The organism is Yoonia sp. 72 (assembly GCF_034652275.1).
GTDB lineage: Bacteria > Pseudomonadota > Alphaproteobacteria > Rhodobacterales > Rhodobacteraceae > Yoonia.
Genome location: NZ_JAXIWG010000005.1, coordinates 26,257 through 50,033 on the forward strand (window position 1 = coordinate 26,257; position 23,777 = coordinate 50,033).

Here is a 23,777-nt window from a genome sequence, read left to right on the forward strand (position 1 = left end):
CAAATGAAAAAGATTTCGCAGGCGATCTTGCAGTTGCCTCACCTGCTCACGACATGCGGTCATCAAAGCCCCGCACCCTCGCGTCCGGCACCAACCTACAGGAGCTGATGGGCACCCATCATGGTCTCATCATCACATCTTGTGTCGGGCGATCCCGCTGATCCGCAGGCGTATTTCGCGGATCTGCGTGCGCGGGTGGATGGCTTTGCTGGCCGCCATTTCACTTTGCCCAGAACATTCCGGCTGCATCGCGCGGCCTTGGGCCAGCGGTGGCCATCGGCTATGCAACCCTTTACCATGACGCCACATCAACCGCCGGATGATCCGGCAAGAACGGGACACTATGTATTTCGAAATCGCGATCGTCATCCTGCTGACGCTGATCAACGGGCTTTTGGCCATGTCGGAACTGGCCATCGTGTCGGCCCGTCCGGCGCGGCTCAAGATGCTGGCGGACAAGGGCAGCAAGGGTGCGGCGACGGCGATCCTGTTGGCCGAGGATCCGGGCCGGTTTCTGTCCAGCGTGCAGATCGGGATCACACTGGTCGGCATCCTTGCGGGGGCGTTCTCCGGCGCGACGTTGGGTGCGCGTCTGGCGGCCAGCCTTCTCGACGCAGGCGTTCCGGCTGCCTTGGCGCAGCCAATCGGCGTCGGTTCGGTGGTTGTAGCGATCACCTATCTGTCGCTGATCGTGGGCGAGCTGGTTCCCAAGCAGATCGCGCTGCGCGCGCCCGAACAGGTCGCCGCGCGGGTCGCGCCCATGATGCGGATCATCGCACGTGTGGCGGCCCCGCTGATCTGGGTGCTTGACCGTTCGGGCAAGCTGGTGCTGCGGTTGCTGGGCCAATCCGGTGAACAGTCACGGGGTGTGAGCGACGAAGAAGTGCGCCTGATCATCGCCGAAGCCGAAAGCTCGGGCGCGATGAACCGTGCCGAAAGCCAGATGATCGCCGGGGTGATGCGCGTGGCCGACCGCACCGCACGTGGGTTGATGACACCGCGCAACGAGGTCGAAACGCTGGATGCCAACATCGACAAGGCGGCATTGCTTCAGCGGTTGGGTAACTTAAGCCGGTCGCGTGTCCCTGTCTGGGATGGTGATGTCGACAATATCATCGGTGTGCTGACAATCCGTGATATCCTTGCACCCGCCTTGATGAACAAGCCCTTCGACCTGCGCGCCTTGCTGCGCGAGGCCCCTGTGGTCCGTGATGGCAAAAGCGCGCTCGAGGTTGTCGACCGTCTGCGCACAGTGCCCGCACATATGGTGCTGGTCTATGACGAATACGGCCATTTCGAGGGGATCATTACCCCGATGGATGTGCTGACGGCCATCGCAGGCGAATTTCCCGATCACGCTTCGGACGAGCCAAAGGTCGTAACCCGCGCCGACGGGTCCTATCTGGTCGCAGGCTGGATGCCGGTCGACGAGTTCGCCGCCTTGCTCGCGCTCGACATCGCCGAGGACCGCGACTTTGAAACCGTCGCCGGGCTGGTGCTGGAGGAAATCGGGCATTTGCCGGACGTCGGCCAAGTTCTGAAGTTTCAGGGCTGGACCATTGAGGTCGTCGATCTGGACGGGCGGCGGATCGACAAGCTTCTGATATCGCGCGCCGCGTGACTTGCTCTACGGCAGGCACAGAGCGGGAGGCCTCATAGGCCCTCTTTGCAAGGGGCGTGAATTCGTCCTTTGCGGGACCTGCAAGCGGGCGCAGTCTGGAAAGACACAAACAGTCATTCACTGCACCGACTATTCCGTCGATGCTCCAATCTGGTTTAGGGCAGGAATACCGGCAGAAGCGGACGTTATATGGAGCAAGCCGTTCCCGATCGAACGGTCATTCCAACTTGGGATGCACTGAAACGCAGTGAGTTTACGATGGTCATCGCCCGAGCATACAAACTGCTCCAAGAACGGGAGCGAGGATATCGTCGCTGTGCCATGACTGGTTACTGGCTCGAAGAACACAGGTGTGCCGGATTTGGGAGGAACGTTCTCTGGCATTATGCGACCGTTCCGACGGGATTGAGTGCATGCCTGAAAACAGCCATATCGGCGCATTGGCCGACAGGAGCGCGACATCAAGATCATAGACTTTGTCGCTATTTTCTTTCAAATGGCGAAAGATTGCAGGATCGACGTTAAGGCCATAAAGGCCGTCGACCAAGCGCGCCCGCTCCACCACGAGGTCGAGCAGTTCGGTGCGTCCGGGCATCTCAGGTGGAACGGCAGCATCAATTTCTTTCAGAAACGCCGACTTGTTTGGTGACTTGATATGAGCCAGTTTTGACCACGTTTGTGCTGATTGATCGACCTCAAACGCCCACTGTCCCGGCAGATCCAGCAGGTACAGCTGCGAGAACCTGCGATGTGCAACCCTGTCAAGCAGAACGGCGATCATTGCGCCCCACCCTTGTCCCAGCAGCGCGGTATTGTTTAGCCCATGTGTCTTAAGAGCGGCCAGTAGTACCTGCACATAGGTCTGCGCCGTATAGAGGTCTTGTGGTATCCAAGCGCTATTGCCGCGCCCGGGCAGGTCAAGGGCAACGACCCGGTGACCGGACCTTGCAAGATGGGCACACAAGGGCGCAAAATCGTCGGCCCGTCCGGCAATGTCATGGATCAGACAAATTGCCTTGTCCGGCGCATCCGGTTCCCAGATTTCAACATGGACGTAGCTGTAGCTTCCACCAATCTCGACCATGATGGGGGCAGTGAAATGCTTAAACGGCGCGTCGGGCATCAAGGCAATCCTGAAAGGTCTTCTCGATCAGTTGTAAGCGGCCATCAGGTGCATGATGGGCCCACTGCGCGTGCGCTGCATTGCTTCTCTCCTGCCAGTAATCGGGTTCCGCCCACAACCGCGCCAAGGCCGATGCCCATGGTAAAGCCACCGACGGCGGAGGAATGAGTTGATGTGTGTTGCGCAGCGGTTCCGGAACATCAAAGCGCAGCGCACCTTCGCCCAGATGTTCGGGCAAGCCACCGTGGTTCGAGCACAGGACCGGAATGCCCAAAGAGATCGCCTCAATCGCAGCGCGCCCGCCGCTTTCGTGCCAGAGGGATGGCATGATCAAGACATGCGTCCGCGAAAACACCGCGGCCATGTCGGTCTGTAGCCCGATCCGCCGTATGTTGCGCATCTGAGAGAACGGAATGCCGGATTGTTTTTCTACCTTTTGGAGATCGGATCTGCTCTCGACGACCAGAAACCGAAGAGATGGCAGCATCACGTGCATCATTTCTGCGATGCGGTAAAACAATGTGACACCCTTGGCGTAGGACGGGTTGATGAAGGTGACATGCCGTGTGGCCTTGTCGGGGCGTCTGGCGGTTGGTCTCGCGATGAATTTGCCGATGACAGTGCTGCGTAGCTGAAAGCGGTCCCAATACAAATCCTGTGTTGCCATCGAGTCCGTCAGGATAACGTCTATGTTCCTGAATACTTCAGCATCCTTGTAGCCCGGATGGGCAAGGTAGAACGCAGAAACAATGCCGGATAGGACCGCAGCCTGACGGATGTTTTCCTCGAAGGCGGTGGCGCCGAAAGTAATGATCACATCCGGAGCAAAATCCCGCATGACTTTTGCATAGCTTTTGGCCGCGAGAGCAAAGTCGTCTGATGTCATTTTGACAATCTGATGTGTCGCAGTCGCGCAGGCAAAGTGCCTGACCGGTCCATCATCAAAGCGGAAAAGCGCTTCACCGGCGTCCTTTGAAAAACCGCTCCAAAGCAGCATTTCATCAGGGGTCGGCTTTTGGCCGCTGTCAAAGCCACCGGCCGAAAACGCCAAGACATCGTGTCCCCGCTCTGCAAGAAGCCGCAAGATCGTGCGCACCGAAATTGCAGCGCCGCTCGCCGGGTCGATCAGGCACGATAATGATGCAAAAAGAATACGGATTGGGTGTCTCCCGACGCTTTACACAACCGCGGCTGTGACGAGTTTGGTGCCGTCTGCTTGCCGCATACTGGCATCCCAGCGCAACGCGATCCGGTCGCTGTGCGGTGTCTGAATTGACATCGTTTCCAAAAAGACCGCGAGTGCGGTTAACGCTTCGAGGTTGGCAAAACGCGAGCCGGGACACACCCGCCGACCATCTCCAAACGGGACAAAGTTGGCGGCACCGGATTTCGATAAAGCACCTTCGGGGTGCCGGGACAGATCGACCCTCATTGGATCGTGGAATATCGCCGGGTCTTGCTGGATGCCGATGATAGAAACGAGGACGCGCTTGCCCTGTTTTATATGCAGATCACCAATCTGCTGCGGGCCGACGGCGATCCGGCTTACCAGCGGAATTGGTGGAAAAATGCGCAGGGTTTCAAGCAGAAAAGCGTTCAGATCCACCAATCCCGTCAGGTCGTTTGCACTGATTGTCTGTTGACTGAACAAGCCGCGTACAGATTGCCGCAGCCGGTCTTGCAACGCTTTGTCTTTGCCCAGCAAAAACATAGCCCATGTGATGGCGCTTGCCGTGGTATCAAATCCAGCAAAAAGAAGGGTCGAAAGTTCACCGAAAATGTCCACCTCGTTTGGCTCAGCATTGGCTAAAGCGTCTATCATGCTCCCCTCGGACCGCCCGCTCCGGTGAGCAACCAGTGCGCTGAACCTTGCCGTCAGGCGTGCCTTCGCATCCTCTGCGTCGATCTTTAGCATCGCATGCTCGACGTAGCCGGTTGAAGGCTGTGGGAAATTCTCGAAGGATGCCAGCCGCAGGATATGGCGGATATCACTGATCGTCTCCGGCCCCCAATCCTCTATGGGGAAGCCTAGTACCAGTTTGCACACTGTGGCGGCGGCGGCGAAATCAATCTGTTTCTCGACTTGGGCAGATCCCCCCTGCGCGCTGGCAAGAATTCCCTGTGCAGCTGCGAGAAAATACTCACGAGCCGTCCGAACGACTGCGTCGGGGTTTGTTTCTGTGATATAGGGTTGAGAATACGCACGCAGCTGGCGCCATTTGATACCGTCCGTAGTCAGCCGACTGACCCCGAACAGCTGTTCATAAGTGCCATAATATTTACTGTAGTTGCTTCCGGTGTCGCGCAAGATCTGACGTGCGGTCGCGCTGTTCTGCACCAACGGAAAGACTGTACCGCCAAGCTCCAGCTCAAGATCTTGCGCCGGACGTTGACGCGCCATTTCGTAAAGGACGCTGCAAGGGCTTTGCTGCCATGCCGCGGACAATGGGGTCCCGGTGGTGATGATGCGTTCTGTCACTGTGATCGCCCGTTAAACGAAATGCGCCCGGATGATCGGGCGCATTCTTGACTCTTGCCACCTAGGCCCGCCTGTGCAGATCAGAACGTCGTGGTGTATCCGATAAAAACGCCCTGCATCAACCGTGGTCCGGAATTATCGGCTTCGCTTTCTTCATCAGACCATTCGTCAATGTTCCAGAACTGCTGCAGTTGATACCCAAGAGATACCTTTGAATTGTCAGACAGATAATAATCTACGCCGATTTGAGCGTCGAGACTCGTCACCGTCTTGCGTTCGGAAAAGCTGCTGCTGAAGCCGCTTGACGACACGCCGCCTGATCCGTCGTCTTCCGTCACGCGGATGCCGAACGTATCCTTGCGATCTCCGAAAAGGATTGATGCTCCAATGTCACCAAAAAAACCATATTGACCCGCGTTCGGACCGGCCGCTGGCTGGGTTGTGAAGCCAACGCCCACCCGAGGACCAATTCCTAGAAATTCCGATTTGAGGGATGGTTCAGCTTCAACCGTGCCACCAATCTTGTCTGCTTCACGACCCAGAGATAGCCGCGCGCTTGTGCCCAGCGCACGCACGCCATAGTGCCAACGGAAATCCGCAATTTCAGCAGGAATGGCGGTTCCCAGCTCAAAATCGAGAGCCGCAAATGCGAGTTCGTTCTTTGAAATCGACGTGAACGACGACCCGCCGCTTTCAAAGGTGTTCTCGTAGCGGTTGTCCGGCGATCCTCCAAGCGAGAGACCCAAGGTCATATCTCGTCCCGGTGCGGTCTGGCGCGTCAGTGACAATGACCCCATGAATGCACCATGGGTTTCGTCCGCCCCAACTTTGTCTTGTTCTTCCGAACTCTCGCCTTCGACCTTGTCCGCCCAGACGTTGTCGATAATGCCGACACCGCCCTGCACGTTCAGAGTGTAACCCTCCAACATTGCAGGCGATTGCGCCACAGCGCCTTGTGCTCCTGCCACTGCCAAAGCAACAGTTGACGCGGATCCCATCATCATCTTGCTGTTCACGAGAAAAATCCTTTTGTTCAATTCTTCGTTACTATACTCGAAAATGGTGCGATTTGCATAGCATTTTTCACGCAGTCTTGGCTGCTCCTCTGGCGGCGGCGACCTCAAGGCAATGAATTTTATTGTGATACCAAACCGATAGCGATTGGTTCGCTAAGATGGATCTGCTCTGACAATGTTTAGCACGTTGCTCTTGCGGCTTGACCTAACGACACCGTCATAGCCACGCTTGAAGAAAACCCGCTTGCCTTTGTTCAGTTCCCGCGCACCTCGGATCAACCTCGGGGTTACTTTGGGGTCAGAAACGGCGACAACAGTCAGCGCTGCGGCATCTGAATCAGCTTGTGCCAACGGCTTGAGTATTGCGCGGTTTTGCATCCATTCTTCGCCGACCGTGACCGTTGTGTGCAACCACCCGACATAGCCGACGATTTGGTTGTCACGGATGCCGGCGAGGTTATTACTATCGCGCAACTGTTTGCGCACCACGCCCGCTAAACTGGACAGTTCAAAATTGCCAAACACATCAGATTCAGCAAGAAAATCCATCACCATCCCGAAAGCCTCATAAGATGGCGCAAGGCAAACCACGACCGTTTGGCCTTCAGAATTGACCATGCCTTGGTTCATTTGATGACGTTCGTATCTTGTTGCATCTTGACCGCTTCACCGACGCTTTCCCCTTGACCGACGAACTCTCTGCAGACCGTCGGCGCGTTCAGGTTACTCGCGCGAGGCGGCTTGCGATACCCTGAAACTGGTTGGTGTCACCAGCAAGCTGTATCTGTCATTCTGTCATGGCATTCTTTGCACATGCCGTGACAGGTCCGCTCGAGATGAAGCTGGTCGATCCAGCGCCCATGCCGCGCGAGACAAGTAGCAACGCATCTTCTCTCTGCTACTTCCCCTTTATCATCTCGAGAACTCCTATTAGGCGACCGTCTGCCTGCACGCCCACCACGACATTAGTGCTGGCCCGGTCCGCCAGAGTCTGTAGCGCAGTGTATGGCAAGTCGACCATGAACCTGCGTTGATGCGAGTTGTGACCAAGACGTTTGTAGTGCTTGGCCAGCGCCCGACGCCAATCACCAAGTTCACCCCGCAGGACATCCGGATGTGGGGGAATACGCATGCCGGGCATGAATGAGCGGTTTTCTATCGGGCGCGGTCGGTGGCCACGTCGAGGCGCACCTGTGTCCCAGCCAACCCTTCTACAATCGCAGATGCATCCTGCAAACGCCCGATGCCGGCCATCGTGCCGCCCGCCCGGACGAAATCGCAAGCGGCAGCGATCTTTGGCCCCATCGAACCTTCGGCAAAACTGATCCTACCCAATTCGTCGGGGGTTACGCTGCTGATCGCGGCCTGATCAGGCCCGCCCCAGTCACGAAAGACTGCTTTCACATCAGTCAGCATTAGCAAAATATCTGCATTCAACGCCTGTGCCAGCAATGCTGAGGTGCGGTCCTTGTCGATGACAGCTTCTATACCTTCCATCTTGCCATCGCTACCGCGCACCACTGGTATGCCGCCCCCACCTGCGCAGATCACGCAAACCGCCGCTTCGACCAGCAAACGGATCGGCGTGATGCCCAGAATGGCAATCGGCTGCGGCGAGGGCACGACGCGACGCCAACTGTCCTTTGCCTCTTCCACCATCGACCACTGATGCTCGTCGCGTACACGTTTTGCCTCATCGGCCGTGTAGACTGGACCGATGGGCTTTGTAGGTTTGGCGAAGGCGGGATCTTTTGGATCAACCTCGACCCGCGTCAGCAGCGTGGCGCAGTCGGTGCCCTTTGGCAGTGCGTTCATCAGCTCCTGTTCGATCAGATACCCGATCATCCCTTCGGTTTCGGCGCCCAGAATATCCAGCGGCCACGGGTTGTCAGGCGCATAGGCAGCAGACCGCAGCGCCATCAGCCCCACTTGCGGCCCGTTACCATGCGCCACGATAATCTGATGATCCCGCGCAAGAGCGGCCAGAGCGGCGGCGGCGATCCGCACGTTTGTGTGCTGCGCTTCGGCCGTCATCGGCTCGCCACGTTTCAGCAGGGCATTTCCGCCCAAGGCTACCACGATGCGCATCCTCTAGGCTCCTATCGTGGCGACAAGCACTGCCTTGATCGAGTGCAGCCGGTTCTCCGCCTGATCAAAAACAACAGAGGCAGCGGATTCGAACACCTCGTCCGTCACCTCCATGCAGTCGATGCCATAGGTCTGGAACGTCGCCTCGCCTGTCTTGGTGTCGCGGTTGTGGAAGGCAGGCAAGCAATGCAGGAACTTGGTGTGGGGGTTGCCGGACAAGTCCATCACGTCTTGCGTCACGGTAAAGGGCGAGAGCAGCGCAATACGCTCGGCCCAGACGCTGTCCGGCTCACCCATCGACACCCAGACGTCGGTGTAGATATAATCGCAGCCCGCTACGCCCTCGGTCAGATCTTCGGTTTGCGTGATCCGCGCGCCGCTTGCTTTAGCCAGCTTGCTGCACTGATCCACCAGCGCTGCATCAGGCCATAGGCTTTTGGGTCCGCAAAGACGGATATCCATACCGATCAGGGCCGCGCCGACCATGAGCGATGTTCCCATGTTGCTGCCGGTATCGCCAACGAAACAAAAGACGATGTCGGACAGGTGCTTGTGGGTGTATTCGCGCATCGTCATCAGATCAGCAAGGATCTGGGTCGGGTGAAATTCATCCGTCAATCCGTTATAGACCGGCACGCCTGCAAATTGCGCCAGCACCTCGGCCTGTGTCTGCCCAAAGCCCCGGTATTCGATGGCATCATAGTAGCGCCCCAGAACGCGCGCCGTATCCTTCATCGTTTCCTTGGTGCCGATATGGCTGCCCGAAGGGCCCAGGTAGGTGACATGGGCGCCTTGGTCAAACGCCGCCACCTCGAACGCGCTGCGGGTGCGGGTACTGTCCTTCTCGAAGATCAGCGCGATGTTTTTGCCCAGAAGAAGCTGCTTTTCGGTACCGGTTGCCTTGGCCTCTTTCAGGCTGGCCGCAAGCCGGAGCAGAAAGCGCAGCTCGTCCGGGGTGAAATCCAACAGTCTGAGGAAACTACGACCGTGCAGGTTTTGTGGCATGTGACAATTCTTTCAAAGAGGATCGCGGATCAGCGGGCAGGTCATGCAATGCGACCCGCCTCGCCCGCGTCCCAGTTCGGCACCGGAAATGGTGATGACTTCGACGCCCGCCTTGCGCAGCAGGGTGTTCGAATGTGTGTTGCGGGCATAGCCAACGACGACACCAGGGCTGATGCACAAGAGATTGTTGGCGTCATCCCATTGTTCGCGCTGGCTCTCGTAAGCGTCCCCGCCTGTCGGCACTGTGCGAAGTTTCTTCACGCCAAGCGCAGCGGCCACAACTTCGAGAAACGGCGCCTTTTCTGCGGTTACCAGAACCTCGCCTTTGTCACCCGGTCGCAAGGAATAGGTCGCGATCGCATCCGTCACCTCGGCGAACACGGTCACCAGATCGCGGTCGCAGAAGGTGAAGACAGTATCGAGGTGCATGGAAGACCGGGCGCGCGGAAACTGGCAGGCAATCACACGCTCTGCCCCGCCGCCTGCAAAAAGCGCGCGGGCGACTTGGCCCACAGCCTGTGGCGTGGTGCGTTCACCCATGCCGATCAGGACGGTGGCATTGCCGATCGGCATGACATCGCCACCTTCCAGGGTGGCAAGCCCGTGATCCGCCATCGGATCGCCGTACCAGATCGGGAAATCGGCATCCGCGAAATCGGGGTGAAACTTGTAGATCGCGGCGAGGTTCAACGTCTCCAGCCGTCGCGCGGGCCAGAACATCGGGTTCAGCGTGACACCGCCATAGATCCAGCAGGAACTGTCGCGGGTGAATATCTGGTTCGGCATCGGCGCCAGCAGAAAGTCCTCGTCCCGCAGCATCGGTGCCACGACACCCGCCATCGGAACGGGCAATTCCGCCCGGCTCATCCCGCCGATCAGGATATGGGTCAGCGCATTGGCCGGCATTTCCATCAGGCAGGCGTGCAGGTCAGCCGCCAGACCCACGCCCACTGAATTGTCGTTGATGCGCGCATCAAGCAGCCAGCGACGCGCCGCTGGTTTGGAGACGACCTCCTCCAGCATCTCGCGCATCAGCACCACTTCGACGCCACGTTCGCGCAGCACGTCGACAAAGGCCATGTGGTCGATACGGGCCTGTTTGACCCAAAGCACATCATCGAACAGCAGGCTTTCGGCATTGGCAGGCGTCAGCCGCGCCATTTCCGATCCGGGCCGGTGCATCATCACGCGGCGTAACTGCCCCGCTTCGGAATGAACGCCATAAGTAAGGGTCATGTGGGTGTGCCTCCTAACAAGGTGGCCAAGGCAAGGGCTGCCATGACGATGAGTGTCAAAACCACAAGCAGTGGCCAGACAAAGCGCAGCCAGCGTTCATAAGGGACGCGGCCGATAGCCAGCCCGCCCATCACGACTGCAGACGTTGGGGTGATCAGGTTCACCATGCCGCTGGCGGTCGCGAAAGCGGTGACCACCAGTTCGCGCTTGACGCCCGCAAAATCGGCCACCGGAGCGAGGATCGGCATCGACAAAACGGCAAGTCCCGAGGTCGATGGGACAAAGAACGACAGTCCGACCTGGGTCCAGTAGATCACCAGAATGAAGGCTGTTTGCGACAGGCCCGCCACGCTTGTTTCCGCCGCGTGCAGGATCGTGTCGGTGATCATACCTGCGTCCATGATCACTACGATTCCGCGCGCCAGTCCGATAATCAGGGCGACACCCAAAAGATCGCGCGCACCGTTCACAAAGCTTTCGACCAGCTTGCCCTCACCCAGCCGGGCAAGGATGCCGATCAGGATGGCCGCGGCCAGAAAAAGCCCGCTCATTTCCGCCATCCACCAGCCGCCGATAGACACGCCCCAGATCATCACGCCAAAGGTCAGTGCAAACAGGACCAGGACGATCTTGTGCATCGCGGTAAATGGCGCGGCCTCGGTCGGGGTGTCGGCCAGAAAATGCGCCTCGTTCGCGGATTTCTTGTCATAGACCAGCGACTTTGCGGGATCAGCACGGACCTTTGCGGCATAGCGCATCACAAAGGCCACCGTCACGGCCCAGCAAATCAGCAAAATGATCACCCGCAGTCCCAGACCGTCCGCAAAACTGATCCCCGCCGCATCGGAGGCGATGACGGTCGAGAACGCGTTGACGGTTGACCCCAGAACGCCGACGCCGGCACCCAGCAAGATCACGGCTACCGCCGTCAACGCATCATATTTGGCGGCAATCATCACAGGGATCAGCAGGACGTAAAAGGCCAGCGTCTCCTCGGCCATGCCATAGGTGGACCCGCCAAGGGCAAACAACGCCATCAGGATCGGGATCATCCAGTTCTCGCGCCCCTTCAGGCGGACCATGGCGCGGGCGATTCCCGCATCAATGGCTCCCGTGGCGGTCACAACACCGATAAACCCGCCAATGATCAGCACGAACAGCGACACATCGATGGCGCGGGCGACATAGTCGATAGGGTCGTAAAAGCCCGCGATCGGGGCAAGGATGACATCGACCACGCCTTGTGGGGCCGCGTCTGTGCGTGCGTAGGTTCCCGCGATGGGCACGTCCTTGCCCAGAGCTTCGGAAGCTGAACGCTCGTATTGGCCTGCCGGGATGATCCAAGTCAGAGCCGCGACCAGAACGATCAATGCAAACAGAATCGTGAATGCAGACGGAAAGCGGGGCCCCTGCTTGGTGCCTTGTTCTTCGGTGGATGGCATCGTGCTGTGCTCCCCATGGGTCAGGTGTGTGCGCAGCGTATCCGCCACCGGGCATAGCCGGGCTAATGCAGATCAGGGCGGTCTGGATAATTGCCGAATAAGGTGCCGCACGTTGGACGGGTGTTTTGGCCGGAACAGGAGACGTTGATGAACGATCAGGCGGACCACACCCTTGATGCGCATGCAGAGGTTGTCGAGGATGTGCTCAAATCGCTGTCGGCAACGGCCGACGGCTTGTCGTCAACGGAAGCGGCGACCAGACTGGACGATTACGGGCCGAACCAGCTGGCGCAGGCGCCAAGGCGATGGGCTGTGCTGCGCTTTCTTGCACATTTCCACAATGTCCTGATCTATGTGCTGATCGGCGCGGCGGTGGTGACAGCGTTGCTGTCGCAATGGATCGATACCGGCGTGATCCTGGCGGTTGTCGTGGTCAATGCGGTGATTGGCTTCGTGCAGGAAGGTCGCGCCGAAACGGCAATGGAGGCGATCCGAACGATGCTGGCGCCGCATGCGTCAGTGTTGCGCGACGGACGGCGGGTCGATGTCGATGCCGCAGATCTGGTTCCGGGCGATCTCGTGCTGCTGGAACCAGGCGACAAGGTGCCAGCCGATCTGCGATTGATCGAGGTCAGGGGCCTGCAAGTGCAAGAGGCCATCCTGACCGGCGAGTCGGTCGCCGTCGAAAAGACAACAGAAGCGGTAGCGTCCGATGCTTCACTGGGAGATCGCACCGGCGTGGCTTTCAGTGGCACCCTGATTGCCGCAGGCACCGGGCGTGGCGTGGTGATTTCTACAGGAGCCGCAACCGAGATCGGCAAGGTCAGTGACCTGCTTGGCAAGGTCGAGGTTCTAACAACGCCGCTGGTCAAACAAATGGACCGTTTCGCCCGGTGGCTGACGGTGCTGATCGTGCTGCTGGCCGCGGTCTTGTTGCTATATGGCTATTTTGTCCGCGATATCGCGTTTGCCGAACAGTTCATGGCCGTGGTTGGCCTTGCCGTCGCGGCCATCCCCGAAGGCTTGCCTGCCGTGATGACCATCACGCTTTCGGTCGGCGTTCAGGCGATGGCGCGCCGCAACGCAATCGTGCGTCGCTTGCCCGCGATAGAGACCATCGGCGCAGTGTCGGTGATCTGCACCGACAAGACCGGCACGCTGACCCGCAACGAGATGATGGTGGCCAGCGCCGTGCTGACCTCGGGCAGCGTGACCATTGACGGGATCGGCTATGCCCCGGATGGCGAGATCAGCCCCACCCCGGGCTCGGGCGCGCTGGACGACGCGGGCCTGATTGCGCTTTTGTGCAATGATGCGGATCTGTCGCAAAAGGATGAAGGCTGGCAGGTAGCGGGCGACCCGATGGAAGGCGCGCTGCTGGCGTTTGCCGCAAAGACGGGGGCCGATGCCGCAGGCTGGACCCGCCACGACGAGATACCCTTCGACGCCGCCAATCGTTTTATGGCGGTATTGGTCGAAGGGCCGGACCAACAACGACTGGTTTTGATCAAGGGCGCACCAGAGCGTGTCCTCGCGATGTGCGGCGATCAGAATGGGCCGGAAGGGCCAGAGCCGCTTGATACGGCATTCTGGAATGGCGAGGCCGAGCGCATTGCAGCGCAAGGTCAACGGTTGCTGGGGTTGGCCCTGTGCAAGGCCCCGAAGGGTGCGTTGAACGCGGCCAGCCTCGACGGAAAGCTGAGTTTAGTGGCCTTGGTCGGATTGATCGATCCGCCGCGTCAGGAAGCGATTGAAGCAGTGGCTGACTGTCACGCGGCCGGTATCGCGGTCAAGATGATCACTGGCGATCATGCCGGAACCGCTGGTGCGATTGGGCGCCAGATCGGGCTGAAAAACCCCGGTTCGGTGCTGACCGGCGCTGACATCGAAAAACTGGGCGATGCCGATCTGGCCTTTGCGGTGATCGAGACCAACATTTTCGCCCGCACATCGCCCGCGCACAAGCTGCGCCTTGTCATGGCGCTTCAGGCCAAGGAATTGACCGTTGCGATGACCGGCGACGGGGTCAACGACGCCCCCGCATTGAAACGCGCCGATGTCGGCATTGCGATGGGGGTCACAGGCTCCGAGGCAGCAAAGGAGGCCGCAGATCTTGTTCTGGCCGACGATAACTTCGCGTCCATCGTGGCAGCCGTCCGAGAGGGGCGCACAGTCTATGACAACATCCGCAAGGTCATTTCATGGACACTGCCGACCAATGCGGGCGAAGCTGGGACAATCATCATTGCCCTGCTGCTCGGCATGTCACTGCCGATCTCGCCCATTCAGATTCTCTGGGTCAACCTGATCACCGCCACAACGCTAGGACTGGCACTGGCTTTCGAACCGACCGAGGCGAATACGATGAAACGCCCGCCCCGCGCACGCAAGGCACCGTTGCTGACCGGTGCCCTTGTCTGGCAGGTGGCTTTCGTCTCTGTCTTATTCGTTGCGGCAATTTTCGGGATATTTGCCTATGCCAAGAACGAGGGACATGACCTTGCGCTGGCCCAGACGATTGCCATGAACATGGTCGTGGTGCTGGAGATCTTCTATCTCTTTTTCATTCGCAACCTACGCAGCACGTCGCTGACATGGGCCGCGATCCGCGGCACGAAAGCAGTGTGGATCTGTCTGGCCATCGTGGTGCCGGCGCAAGTTGTCGTGACCTACCTGCCGCTGGCACAGGGAATCTTTGGCACAGCATCGGTGTCGCTGACCGATGCTCTGCTGATTGTCGGGGTCGGCGCAGTGTTCTTTGCGATCATCGAGGTGGAAAAACAGATCCGCCTCGGTTTGACTGCCCCGGACGACCGGTCCCTGATCTTTGACGTGACAGGGTGATTGTTGACGACCCCCCGGTCTCCTTTGCAACACGGATGATGCGAGTTCAGTCCCGGATGCGGCTCAGCCAAAGTGTCGGCACAAAGAAACCGAGATCGCTCGACCAGTTACGAAGGGCCAACCTTACGCTGTGACATCATCCAGACTGACACTCATCGCATCGGCCAAGGCGCGCCGGGTTGCGACGGAGCCCTGCTTTCGGCCTGTCTCGATCTCGGCCACAGTAACGCGGTTCACGCCTGCTTTTTCGGCAAGGGCCGCTTGTGTTATTCTGGTCTGCTCTCGCTGCTTTCGTCATCTACTGGCTGTGAAAGTAAATGTGTCCAGACCCTAGGAACTCGGCCTTGGCCGGGCTGATCATATCGTTGTCGCCGCAGACAATCCGGATGCGGAGAACGGGGCTTTTGGTATCCTTGTTCACCGTCCGATGCCTTGTGCAGAAATTCAAAAACTTCCAGCAATTGACGGTTTTCTATCGTCACCCAATTCAATCACACGGTGGCATGCTGTCTGCAGGACGGCCCTGTCGTGGCTGACCAGCACAATCGCGGAGCCGGTCGCTGCGACTCGGTGCAAGGCGGCGATCACGCGGGCCTTTTGCCGCGGATCAAGGGCGCTGGTGGGTTCATCCGCGACCAGCAAGCGTGGCGGGCGGATCAGGGCCCGCGCGATTGCGATCCGCTGGCATTGCCCGGTGGAAAGGGTGCCCGGTCGCGCATCGGGCGACAGATGGCCAAGGCTGACATTGACCAGCGCCTGCACAGCCAAGGCGCGATGTGCGGCACCTGATAGGCGGTCGCGCCATCTTGTACGCAAAGGCTCTGACACGATGCGCCAAAGCGGCCAGCGCGGGTTCAGGCTGCCTTGCGCATCCTGAAAGATCGGCATCACCGCACCCGCCGGCAGGTTGGGTGAAACGGCGCCTGCTGTCGGTGCCAGCCGACCGGAAAGCACGCGCAGTAGCGTGGATTTCCCGCTGCCAGAGGGGCCAGCGACGCCCAGAACCTCGCCTGCTTTCAGATCAATCTGCAGGTCGTCGAACAGCATCCGCGCGCCCAGCCGCATGCCCAGACCGCGCGCAGACATCAACGGCTTTGCACCCGCTGCAATCGGCGGCGGAAGTGGCAGTGCGGCAGCGCTGGTAAAGCGGCGCACATGGACGGGTGCGGTCGTGGTCACGCTGTCGCAGGCCATACATTCCGCCACGATCCGCCCTGTCTCAAGCAGGATAACGCGGTCGGCACGCGCGCTCATCAGCGCAAGGTCATGGCTGACGATCAGCGTGCCCCGCCCAGCGCTGCGGCACAGGTCGATTACCCGCCCCGCGTGATCGGCATCAAGCGCCGAGCTTGGCTCGTCCGCCAGCAGTACCTGTGGATCAAGCGCGAGGGCGGCAGCAATGCTGGCCCGTTGTAACATCCCGCCACTCCATTGATGCGGATAAAGTGCAAGGGCGGCGGGATCGATGCGCAGCTGATCCATCAGCGCAGCGATCCGTGCAGGGTCTGGCGTCAGGCCGCGTGCAAGCCAAGGCTCTGCGATATGATTGCGCACCGGCGACAGGGGCGCGCAGGCGGCGAAAGGGTCTTGGGCCACAAAACCGATGGCTTGCCCCAGCAGCGCGCGCATGGCGCGCCGGTCGGTCGGGTCGATGACCTTCCCTGCGATCTCGACCCTGCCGGTGATCCGTGCGGTCGGCGGCAGCAGGCCCAGAAGCGCGCGCATCAGCGTGGTTTTACCACTGCCCGAGGCCCCGATCAGCGCCAGCACCTCGCCTTTGCGCAGGGTAAAGCTGATGTCCGATACAACCGGCCGCCCGCCATAGGCGACGCCGAGTCCCGTGACTTGCAGCACGACCGTCACGACCGGCCCTCGGGTGTGGTGATGTCGCGCAAAGCCTCGCCCAGCTGGTTCGACGCAAGGACAGCGGCAAAGATCAATGCAGCAGGCGCAATCAGCAGCCAAGGCGCGATCGTGAAATAGAACCGCGAATCCGCCAGCATCGCACCCCATTCCGCATGAGGCACCTGCACGCCAAGGCCCAGAAACGAAAACGCCGATATAGCGGCGATCATCCCGCCCATGCCCAATGTGGCAAGAACAGCAAGCTGCCATGCAACGGCTGGCAGGATATGCGCGATCAACACCTGCCATGGTGCGCGGCCCATCATGCGCGCGGCCTCGACATGCGGGCGTGCAGCAGCGTCAAGCGCTGTCGCACGGGCAAGGCGGGCGTAGTATGCCCAGTCCGCCACCGCCAGCGCGAACAGAAGGTTCAGATAACCCGGCCCCAGCAAACCCAGTACCGCAAAGGCAAAGATCAGCCCCGGCAGCGCCATCATCACGTCAACAATGCGCATCAGAACGATATCGAGCAGCCCGCCTGCAACGGCCGCAACGACGCCGACGATAAGGCCCACACCAAACACCAGCGCCATGACAAGTGCCGCCCCGCCCAACGACCTGTGCGCCCCATCTGCCAGTCGTGCCAGTTGGTCACGCCCTGTGGCATCGGTGCCCAGCCAATGCTCTGCCGATGGTGCCGCAAGGGTCTTGGCATAGTTCGGCAGGTTCGGATCATGTGGCAACAGCGCGGGCCCAAGCACAGCCAGCAACACCAACGCCAGCATCAGCAACAGCCCTGCCCGCCCCTGCCGGTGCTGCCAAAGCGCAGCCAGCAGACCATCGGATGCGGCGGTGCGGGTGCGCGGCCATGCGCCTCCTGCCGTCAGCCGGATCATGTTTGCGCCCCCTGCCCGCGCAGACGCGGATCAAGCCAGAGCGCGGCAAGATCGATCAGCAGGCTGGCGCCGACATAGGCCAGCACAGCCAGCAGGACAAAGGCCTGTATCACCGGCACATCGCGGACCGAAAGGGCCATCAGCACATGTTCGCCCAGACCGGGCCAGGTAAAGATTACCTCGATCACCGGACTGCCGCCGATCAGCCCGCCGATGCTGATACCGACCGCCGTCAGAAAAGGTAAAGCGGCACCGGGCAGCGCCTGCCGCGTCAGGATGCGCCCTTCGGATGCGCCGCGTGCGCGGGCGACATCAGCATGGCCCTGTGCCATCTGCGCAAGCAAGCCTGCCCGCAAAAGCTGGGTCCACCCCGCCGCGCGGTCAATGCCGATGACCATGGCCGCAATCACCAGCGTCATGCCAGCCCCGCCCGACAGCACCCGCCCCAGCCCCATGCCAACCACGACGAATTGCATGACAAGCAAGGCCAAAACGAATGACGGCAGCGCCGCCATCATCCGTGTATAGGCTAACACCAGACGGTCCGGCCATCGCCCGACCCAGCGGGCGGCCACCAGCGCCAGTGCCAGTGACCAGACAACCGAAATGGCAAGCCCTGTCCCCACGAGGCGCAGCGTCGCTGGCAGGCGTGCGGCGATTTCAGCCATCACGGGCTGGCCTGTGCGCCACGAGAACCCGAAATCTCCGGTCAGCACGCCGCGCAACCACACCAGATACTGTTGCCACAGCGGCAGGTCCGTCCCCAACTGCGCGCGCAATGCTGCGATCTGTTCCAGCGTCGGCTCTTCAATCCGGCGCGCGGCAAGGATCATGTTCACCGGATCACCGGGCGCAAGTGGCATCATCGCCCAGACCAGCAGGCTCGCGCCCACGACAGACAGACCCGCCTGCATGATCTTGGCCGCAGGGGCGCGGGCGCCGGATCGCCAGCGCCGCTGTGTTATGGTCGCTGCGTCACTCACAAGGGGCCGTCTGCCACGAGACGTGATACAGCGCATAGCCCGGCTGATAGCAGGCATAACGGTCGTTCACGATCACCCGGCCCTTGTGGATGTTGAAGGCAAAGGCATAGGGGTCTTCGTCCCACAGGATTGTCTGGATACGGTGCAGCATGGCCAGCCGCGCGTCGGGGTCGGCCTCGGTCGCGAGCGCCTGCACGGTGGCGTTGATTTCGGCGTTGTCATAGCCACCATAATTGCGGCGTGCCCCCGGCAGCAGATAGGCGTCAAGGAAGGTCTGCACCTTGCCATAACCAGCCGTGCCGGAACTGACAATTGCAAGGTCCCACCGTGTGTCGGGTGCCAGCAGCGCATCGTTGATCCCGTCAAAGGACACAACATTCACGTCAATACCGGCCCGCGCCAGCTGTGCCTGCACAGCAGTGGACAGGGGCACAAGATCGGGCTGCTGCGGATAGATCGCCAATGTGATCTCCAGCCGTGCGCCATCCTTGCTGCGCATACCGTCCGGCCCTGCTGCCCAGCCAGCGGCGTCAAGCATCATGGCCGCCGCCTCTGGATCGGTGCCGTAGTTTTCCAGCGCGAAAGGCAGATTTGCGGCATAAAATGACGTCGCTTGCCCCAGACCGCCACGGAATACATCGTCGGCGATCTCGCGGTAATCGACGGCGTGCAACACCGCGCGGCGCACATCAACGTCGGCCATGACCCCCGTCTTGACGTTCATGAACCCGATGAAACCTCCCGTGCCCAGTGCACCAATGTTGAAATGGACCCCCGGCGTCGCATCGACTGCGGGCCGTGCGGCAAGCGGCGGGTAAAGCGCGATATCCGCCTCGTCGTTCTGCACAGCCAGAATGCGAGCGTTGGGATCGGCAACAAAACTGACGGTCAGGGCCGGCAGCGCCGGTGTGCCTTGCCAATAGCCGTCATAGGCGGTTGCGGTCATTGCCTGATCGGTCAGCGCAGTGACTTCGTAAGGGCCGGTATAGATGCCCGCCCCCACAAGTGCGGGCCAGTCTTCATCCACTGATGCAACGGCATCCGCATCAAGGATCAGGAACACTGCCTCGTCGGCCAGCACGCCGGGCACTTCGGGCCAAGGGGCGGTCGTGGTCAGCGTGATTTCCAGCGGGCCGGTGACGCTAAAGGTGGCATCATCCGGCACGGCACCCTGTGCAGCGCTGGAGTGTTCCCGCGCGGCCTCGATCGCGGCAACGACGGCAGCAGCATCAACAACCTTGCCGTTCTGGAACGACAGCCCGTCACGCAGGGTCAGCACCCATGTCAGCGGGTCGGTGTTGGTCAGGCTTTCTAGCAGCCACGGGTGATGCTGGCCGTCGTCACGGAATTGCATCAACAATTCGGCCTGCCCGAATTCCTGCATCCAGAAACCGTCTTCCCACGGGTTCATACTGCCGATGGTGAACGATGTGGCAATGCGCAATCCGGGATGGTCCGACTGCGCCTGTAGCGGCAAAGCGCATGTCAGCGACAGCCCAAAGGCAGCAAGCAAACGGCGGCGCGCAAACAAGGGTGAAAGCATCAAATTGTCCTCTTTCATGGTTAGACACGTTCAGGAATTGACCGCTCGACGCGGAACAAGTCGTTGGGCCAGCCGCAGATGGGGCAGATCGCCCCCCTTGCCGATCACCTCGCAGACGAGCGCGCGTAGGGCGTCCTCGTCCGGAATGGCAAACCAGAGGTTGCGGGGATAAAGCGCAAGGACCGGTCCCTGATTACAGGGGAACAGGCAGCCTGTGGTGGTTGTCAGACACCGGTCGGACAGCCCTTGTTCGGTCAGCATCGCCTTGAGTCGTGCCAGCAAGGTACCGCCACCGCGAAAGGCGCAGCGCGGTCCGGTGCAGACAAGGATATGGGTGTCGTGGTCGGGCACAAACTGCCAGCCCGGCTTGCCCAGACTGGGCTTTGCAAGACCGCCGTCGCGCACACCAGATTGCAGGGCCTTTGCAATAAGTCCCTCTGCAGCGAGAGCGGGGTCCGGCACATCGGCGAGGTCGATCGCCATCCCTTGCGCTTCGGTGTGGGCAAAATGGGCAACTGCGCCGGGCAGCCATGCCAGAATGTTGGCAGCCATCGGAAATCCCACTGGCTGCACCCTGACACGCATCGCGCCACTGTCGCGCACGGTGCGCAACGCTGTCACCAGATCAGCGCCGCCCCCTTCCAGGCGGATCGCGGTGACCGGCCCACCGAATGCGGCACCACCAGCATCGCGCAGGGCCGCCAAATAGCGCGCTTCGTCAGCGGCGGACAGGCTGGGTTGCGACAGGCACAGAATCAGGTGATCTGTGGATTGGTCGGATGGCAAGGTCATTACAGCACCGCCGGAACAAGGCGCATACGGATCATGCCGCGCACGCAAAAGGCGGCACCAAAACCGCATGGCTGGTCCAGATGCGGGCTATGCGCGCTATGTGAAAATGTATTTCGCCTATCCGCCGGTGCGGTTGCTTGTCCTGTCGTCATGATCTCTGCCATGCCCTCCGCATAAGGACGGAGCATGGAAAAGTCTGGCAAGGACCGGTGGCGGGTTGCGCCAGTGGATCATCTTCAGCCTCCTCGGGACACCCCGCCCGGGTCGAGTTACGTTGAAGATGGCAGGTCTCCTGACTTGCGGGTCGTGGCTTGCCTGCGCCTTCCCACCCCTTTTGGGGGCAGTGGTCATCGCAGGGTAGCTCACCGCTTACAGTTGCGGGGGCAGTCACGGATTTGGTGGCTGATGCCTACACCTTCACCGTATTCCCTTTTCATCCGGCGCAGATTTACACCCTGCCGGAACCATCTGAGTATGAAATTTCATAATCAGGATCATACGTCAAGCATCGCGCGCCCCTGTGGTTACGGTTTTGCAAGACTGATCTATCGTCTGTATGTCGCCTCCCGCTTCAATTGCGAGAGTGTTATACTATAACAAATCTCGCTGCAACAGTTTTGGCACCGAATGATCTGCGCCCAGCAACCGGGTTTGTTGATTTCCACCCGGAAATGACCCCGGTAGCAGCAAATTTTCCATTGAGAATTGACCCATGTGACCCTTCCTCCAGCACCATGCGCAGCGGGGGACATCGGAGTGATACACAGAACTCGACCGCTTTTTGACACCGATAAAATCCACCGTATTTGAGCCGCTTGTTATGACCAGACGCTTTTGTCCCTGCTGACAGGAAAAAGAATAGGCGCCTGAAAACCGGCGACGCAGCACTTTGTACGATGGTAGACGTGGCACATGTTGTTCAATCTTCCTGACCACAAGACACTCTATGCGGCACTGCTTGCCCGCGATAGCCGCTTCGACGGGCAAGCCTTTGTGTGCGTCTCGTCCACCGGCGTATTCTGTCGGCTGACGTGTCCCGCCCGCAAACCGAAGCAGGAAAACTGCACTTTCTACGCCACGATTGGCGAATGTATCGAGGCGGGATTTCGTCCCTGCAAGCGATGTCATCCGCTACAGGCCGCTGCCTTGGCTGATCCGACTGTCGCAGCGCTGCTTCATGCGCTGGACGCGCGCGCTGACCTGCGCTGGACGGAGGGGCATATCGAACAGCTCGGTTTCGACCTTTCTACTGTGCGACGCGCCTTCAAGCGGCAGTTCGGAATGACCTTTCTGGAAATGGCACGCCAGCGTCGCCTTCGCGAAGGGTTCAAGATGCTGGCCACCGGCGGCAAGATCATCACCGCGCAGCATGAAGCGAGCTTTGAATCGTCCAGTGCTTTTCGTGCGGCCTTTGCGCGTCTCCTTGGTTGCCCCCCGGCTGATTTACGCGCGGACCGGCTGCTGCGCGCAACGTGGATACCGACCTCACTGGGTGATATGATCGCAGTCAGCAGCCGAAGTCACTTACATCTACTGGAATTCTTGGACCGCAAAGGTCTGCCTGCTGAACTGGCGCGCTTGCAGGCCGCGTCAAAGGAAGGGATCGGGATTGGCGCTCTGCCCCCAGCAGAACAAGCAGCGGAGGAGCTTGCAGACTACTTCGCTGGCCGATCAAGCCGCTTCCTGACGCCGCTTGCCTTGGCAGGCAGCGCGTTCACGAGGCAGGTCTGGGCAGCACTTCGCGAAATCCCCGCTGGCGAGACGCGCAGATATTCAGATATCGCCCGACAGATTGGTCGGCCTACGGCAATACGGGCCGTCGCGCGTGCCAACGGCGCGAACCAGATCGCATTGATGATTCCTTGCCACCGGGTGATCGGAGCAGACGGCTCACTGACCGGCTATGGCGGCGGCCTGTGGCGCAAACAGCGGCTGATCGAGATCGAGCGGCAACTCAAGACGTGGCAGAAAGTGACGGTTACATGATATCGCAGATCGCCAAGGCCGAACTTTTTCGCAGCCTGCACACCCCTCATGATCCACTCATCCTCTACAACATCTGGGATACAGGCAGCGCGAAGGCGGTCGCAGCGGCCGGGGCGAAAGCCATTGCGACCGGCAGTTGGTCAGTGGCGGCGGCACAAGGCTATCAGGATGGGGAAGAGCTGCCTCTTGATGACGTGCTGGCAGTGGTCGCAAGGATCACGCACAGCGTGGATGTTCCAGTCACAGTGGATTTCGAGGGTGGCTATGCTGCTGATCCGGAAACGGTCAACCAGAACGTCCGCCGTCTGCTGGCGCTTGGCGTCATAGGCCTGAACTTTGAAGATCAGGTGGTGGACGGCAACGGCCTTTACAGCATTGAGGATCAGGTCGCGCGTCTGCGCGCAGTGCGTGAAGCCGCCGACGCCTCGGGTATTCCAGCCTTCATCAACGCGCGCACAGACGTTTTCTTGAAGGCTGAACCGGATGCGGAGCCTGCAAATCTGCTTGATGATGCCTTGGCGCGCGCACATGCTTATGCTGAAGCGGGCGCAGATGGTTTCTTTGTTCCGGGACTGACCGACAAAAGGTTAATCCGGAAGATCTGCGAAAGTGTCGCATTTCCTGTCAACGTGATGATGGTCGCCGATCCGGAACGCATCGGTAACATAGCGGCCCTTGGTGTTTCGCGTATCAGCTTCGGGCCTCACCCATACAAAAGCCTGATCACAGCCTTGGAGCGCGAAGCGGCCGACTACCTCTAACGGCAAGGCCCGCGCCTTGATGCGGATTATCCAGACAGGGCTTGGGGGGTCATGTCCGGTAGCGGGCTTTGTCGTCAACGCGGCGAAATCCCAGTTTGAGCCCACGAAATCATGCTG

19 protein-coding genes, 1 pseudogene and 1 riboswitch are annotated in these 23,777 nt (G+C 60.0%); of the genes and pseudogenes, 4 read left to right on the forward strand and 16 right to left on the reverse strand.

Annotated features, from left to right (window positions below):
* Positions 1 to 343: 343 nt before the first annotated feature.
* Entirely contained in the window at positions 344 to 1,621 is a 1,278-nt protein-coding gene (locus VCK47_RS17265; RefSeq protein ID WP_322892161.1) for a hemolysin family protein, read from the forward strand.
* Between the two features lie 262 nt (positions 1,622 to 1,883).
* Here VCK47_RS17265 and VCK47_RS17270 read toward each other — a convergent pair whose 3' ends face one another.
* The 9 genes from VCK47_RS17270 to VCK47_RS17310 all read right to left on the reverse strand — a co-directional run bounded on the left by VCK47_RS17270 (position 1,884) and on the right by VCK47_RS17310 (position 12,010).
* Positions 1,884 to 2,744, reverse strand: coding sequence for an alpha/beta hydrolase (locus VCK47_RS17270; RefSeq protein ID WP_322892162.1), 861 nt, complete (start codon positions 2,742 to 2,744; stop codon positions 1,884 to 1,886).
* Positions 2,725 to 3,840: a glycosyltransferase gene (locus tag VCK47_RS17275; protein WP_322892306.1), complete on the reverse strand. Its 1,116-nt coding sequence runs from the start codon at positions 3,838 to 3,840 to the stop codon at positions 2,725 to 2,727. The genes VCK47_RS17270 and VCK47_RS17275 overlap by 20 nt, the downstream gene beginning before the upstream one ends.
* Positions 3,841 to 3,921: 81 nt before the next feature.
* On the reverse strand, positions 3,922 to 5,223 hold the full coding sequence (locus VCK47_RS17280; RefSeq protein WP_322892164.1) for a cytochrome P450: 1,302 nt from the start codon (positions 5,221 to 5,223) through the stop codon (positions 3,922 to 3,924).
* Positions 5,224 to 5,303: 80 nt separating this feature from the next.
* Positions 5,304 to 6,239, reverse strand: a complete 936-nt coding sequence (locus VCK47_RS17285) for an Lpg1974 family pore-forming outer membrane protein (protein WP_322892165.1) — start codon at positions 6,237 to 6,239, stop codon at positions 5,304 to 5,306.
* A gap of 153 nt (positions 6,240 to 6,392) precedes the next feature.
* The gene (locus VCK47_RS17290; RefSeq protein WP_322892166.1) at positions 6,393 to 6,857 is read right to left on the reverse strand and encodes a hypothetical protein; all 465 of its coding nucleotides are present in this window, start codon (positions 6,855 to 6,857) and stop codon (positions 6,393 to 6,395) included.
* Positions 6,858 to 7,394: 537 nt separating this feature from the next.
* Complete coding sequence (gene arcC, locus VCK47_RS17295; protein ID WP_322892167.1) at positions 7,395 to 8,327, reverse strand: carbamate kinase; 933 nt, start codon at positions 8,325 to 8,327, stop codon at positions 7,395 to 7,397.
* Between the two features lie 3 nt (positions 8,328 to 8,330).
* Positions 8,331 to 9,332, reverse strand: a complete 1,002-nt coding sequence (gene argF / locus VCK47_RS17300; RefSeq protein ID WP_322892168.1) for an ornithine carbamoyltransferase — start codon at positions 9,330 to 9,332, stop codon at positions 8,331 to 8,333.
* Positions 9,333 to 9,344: 12 nt separating this feature from the next.
* Positions 9,345 to 10,568, reverse strand: coding sequence for an arginine deiminase (gene arcA / locus VCK47_RS17305; RefSeq protein ID WP_322892169.1), 1,224 nt, complete (start codon positions 10,566 to 10,568; stop codon positions 9,345 to 9,347).
* Positions 10,565 to 12,010 carry a YfcC family protein gene (locus tag VCK47_RS17310; RefSeq protein ID WP_322892170.1) on the reverse strand — a complete coding sequence of 482 codons (1,446 nt, stop codon included), beginning with the start codon at positions 12,008 to 12,010 and terminating at the stop codon, positions 10,565 to 10,567. Before VCK47_RS17310 ends, arcA begins: the two co-directional genes overlap by 4 nt.
* Positions 12,011 to 12,157: 147 nt before the next feature.
* Here VCK47_RS17310 and VCK47_RS17315 point away from each other — a divergent pair, with 147 nt between their 5' ends.
* On the forward strand, positions 12,158 to 14,854 hold the full coding sequence (locus tag VCK47_RS17315; protein ID WP_322892171.1) for an HAD-IC family P-type ATPase: 2,697 nt from the start codon (positions 12,158 to 12,160) through the stop codon (positions 14,852 to 14,854).
* Positions 14,855 to 14,977: 123 nt separating this feature from the next.
* Here VCK47_RS17315 and VCK47_RS17320 read toward each other — a convergent pair.
* From VCK47_RS17320 to VCK47_RS17350, 7 genes and pseudogenes are all read right to left on the reverse strand, one after another.
* A pseudogene (locus VCK47_RS17320) lies at positions 14,978 to 15,136 on the reverse strand (helix-turn-helix transcriptional regulator); the annotation flags it as partial.
* A 162-nt stretch (positions 15,137 to 15,298) separates the two neighbouring features.
* Entirely contained in the window at positions 15,299 to 16,717 is a 1,419-nt protein-coding gene (locus VCK47_RS17325) for an ABC transporter ATP-binding protein (RefSeq protein ID WP_322892172.1), read from the reverse strand.
* Positions 16,714 to 17,595, reverse strand: a complete 882-nt coding sequence (locus VCK47_RS17330) for an ABC transporter permease (RefSeq protein WP_322892173.1) — start codon at positions 17,593 to 17,595, stop codon at positions 16,714 to 16,716. Before VCK47_RS17330 ends, VCK47_RS17325 begins: the two co-directional genes overlap by 4 nt.
* Positions 17,592 to 18,578 carry an ABC transporter permease gene (locus VCK47_RS17335; protein ID WP_322892174.1) on the reverse strand — a complete coding sequence of 329 codons (987 nt, stop codon included), beginning with the start codon at positions 18,576 to 18,578 and terminating at the stop codon, positions 17,592 to 17,594. Before VCK47_RS17335 ends, VCK47_RS17330 begins: the two co-directional genes overlap by 4 nt.
* Complete coding sequence (locus VCK47_RS17340; RefSeq protein WP_322892175.1) at positions 18,571 to 20,121, reverse strand: ABC transporter substrate-binding protein; 1,551 nt, start codon at positions 20,119 to 20,121, stop codon at positions 18,571 to 18,573. The genes VCK47_RS17335 and VCK47_RS17340 overlap by 8 nt, the downstream gene beginning before the upstream one ends.
* Before the next feature lie 30 nt (positions 20,122 to 20,151).
* A complete protein-coding gene (locus VCK47_RS17345; protein WP_322892176.1) occupies positions 20,152 to 20,913 on the reverse strand; it encodes a (2Fe-2S) ferredoxin domain-containing protein in 762 nt (253 codons plus the stop codon).
* Positions 20,913 to 21,101, reverse strand: coding sequence for a hypothetical protein (locus tag VCK47_RS17350; RefSeq protein ID WP_322892177.1), 189 nt, complete (start codon positions 21,099 to 21,101; stop codon positions 20,913 to 20,915). The genes VCK47_RS17345 and VCK47_RS17350 overlap by 1 nt, the downstream gene beginning before the upstream one ends.
* A gap of 76 nt (positions 21,102 to 21,177) precedes the next feature.
* Positions 21,178 to 21,397, reverse strand: a riboswitch (cobalamin riboswitch).
* Positions 21,398 to 21,825: 428 nt separating this feature from the next.
* On the opposite strand from VCK47_RS17350, the gene VCK47_RS17355 reads away from it, so the two are divergent.
* Both VCK47_RS17355 and VCK47_RS17360 read left to right on the forward strand, forming a co-directional pair.
* Positions 21,826 to 22,899 (forward strand): trifunctional transcriptional activator/DNA repair protein Ada/methylated-DNA--[protein]-cysteine S-methyltransferase, encoded by a 1,074-nt coding sequence (locus VCK47_RS17355; RefSeq protein ID WP_322892178.1) that lies wholly within the window; start codon positions 21,826 to 21,828, stop codon positions 22,897 to 22,899.
* Positions 22,896 to 23,660 (forward strand): isocitrate lyase/phosphoenolpyruvate mutase family protein, encoded by a 765-nt coding sequence (locus VCK47_RS17360; protein WP_322892179.1) that lies wholly within the window; start codon positions 22,896 to 22,898, stop codon positions 23,658 to 23,660. Before VCK47_RS17355 ends, VCK47_RS17360 begins: the two co-directional genes overlap by 4 nt.
* Positions 23,661 to 23,777: the final 117 nt, after the last annotated feature.

What these genes read in the sequence shown, in the direction of transcription:
- VCK47_RS17265 (WP_322892161.1), top strand. Translation starts at nt 344, where the DNA reads ATGTATTTCGAAATCGCGATCGTCATCCTGCTGACGCTGATCAACGGG.
- VCK47_RS17270 (WP_322892162.1), bottom strand. Translation starts at nt 2,744, where the DNA reads ATGCCCGACGCGCCGTTTAAGCATTTCACTGCCCCCATCATGGTCGAG.
- VCK47_RS17290 (WP_322892166.1), bottom strand. Translation starts at nt 6,857, where the DNA reads ATGGTCAATTCTGAAGGCCAAACGGTCGTGGTTTGCCTTGCGCCATCT.
- arcC (WP_322892167.1), bottom strand. Translation starts at nt 8,327, where the DNA reads ATGCGCATCGTGGTAGCCTTGGGCGGAAATGCCCTGCTGAAACGTGGC.
- argF (WP_322892168.1), bottom strand. Translation starts at nt 9,332, where the DNA reads ATGCCACAAAACCTGCACGGTCGTAGTTTCCTCAGACTGTTGGATTTC.
- arcA (WP_322892169.1), bottom strand. Translation starts at nt 10,568, where the DNA reads ATGACCCTTACTTATGGCGTTCATTCCGAAGCGGGGCAGTTACGCCGC.
- VCK47_RS17310 (WP_322892170.1), bottom strand. Translation starts at nt 12,010, where the DNA reads ATGCCATCCACCGAAGAACAAGGCACCAAGCAGGGGCCCCGCTTTCCG.
- VCK47_RS17315 (WP_322892171.1), top strand. Translation starts at nt 12,158, where the DNA reads ATGAACGATCAGGCGGACCACACCCTTGATGCGCATGCAGAGGTTGTC.
- VCK47_RS17330 (WP_322892173.1), bottom strand. Translation starts at nt 17,595, where the DNA reads ATGATCCGGCTGACGGCAGGAGGCGCATGGCCGCGCACCCGCACCGCC.
- VCK47_RS17340 (WP_322892175.1), bottom strand. Translation starts at nt 20,121, where the DNA reads ATGCTTTCACCCTTGTTTGCGCGCCGCCGTTTGCTTGCTGCCTTTGGG.
- VCK47_RS17345 (WP_322892176.1), bottom strand. Translation starts at nt 20,913, where the DNA reads ATGACCTTGCCATCCGACCAATCCACAGATCACCTGATTCTGTGCCTG.
- VCK47_RS17350 (WP_322892177.1), bottom strand. Translation starts at nt 21,101, where the DNA reads ATGCTCCGTCCTTATGCGGAGGGCATGGCAGAGATCATGACGACAGGA.
- VCK47_RS17355 (WP_322892178.1), top strand. Translation starts at nt 21,826, where the DNA reads ATGTTGTTCAATCTTCCTGACCACAAGACACTCTATGCGGCACTGCTT.
- VCK47_RS17360 (WP_322892179.1), top strand. Translation starts at nt 22,896, where the DNA reads ATGATATCGCAGATCGCCAAGGCCGAACTTTTTCGCAGCCTGCACACC.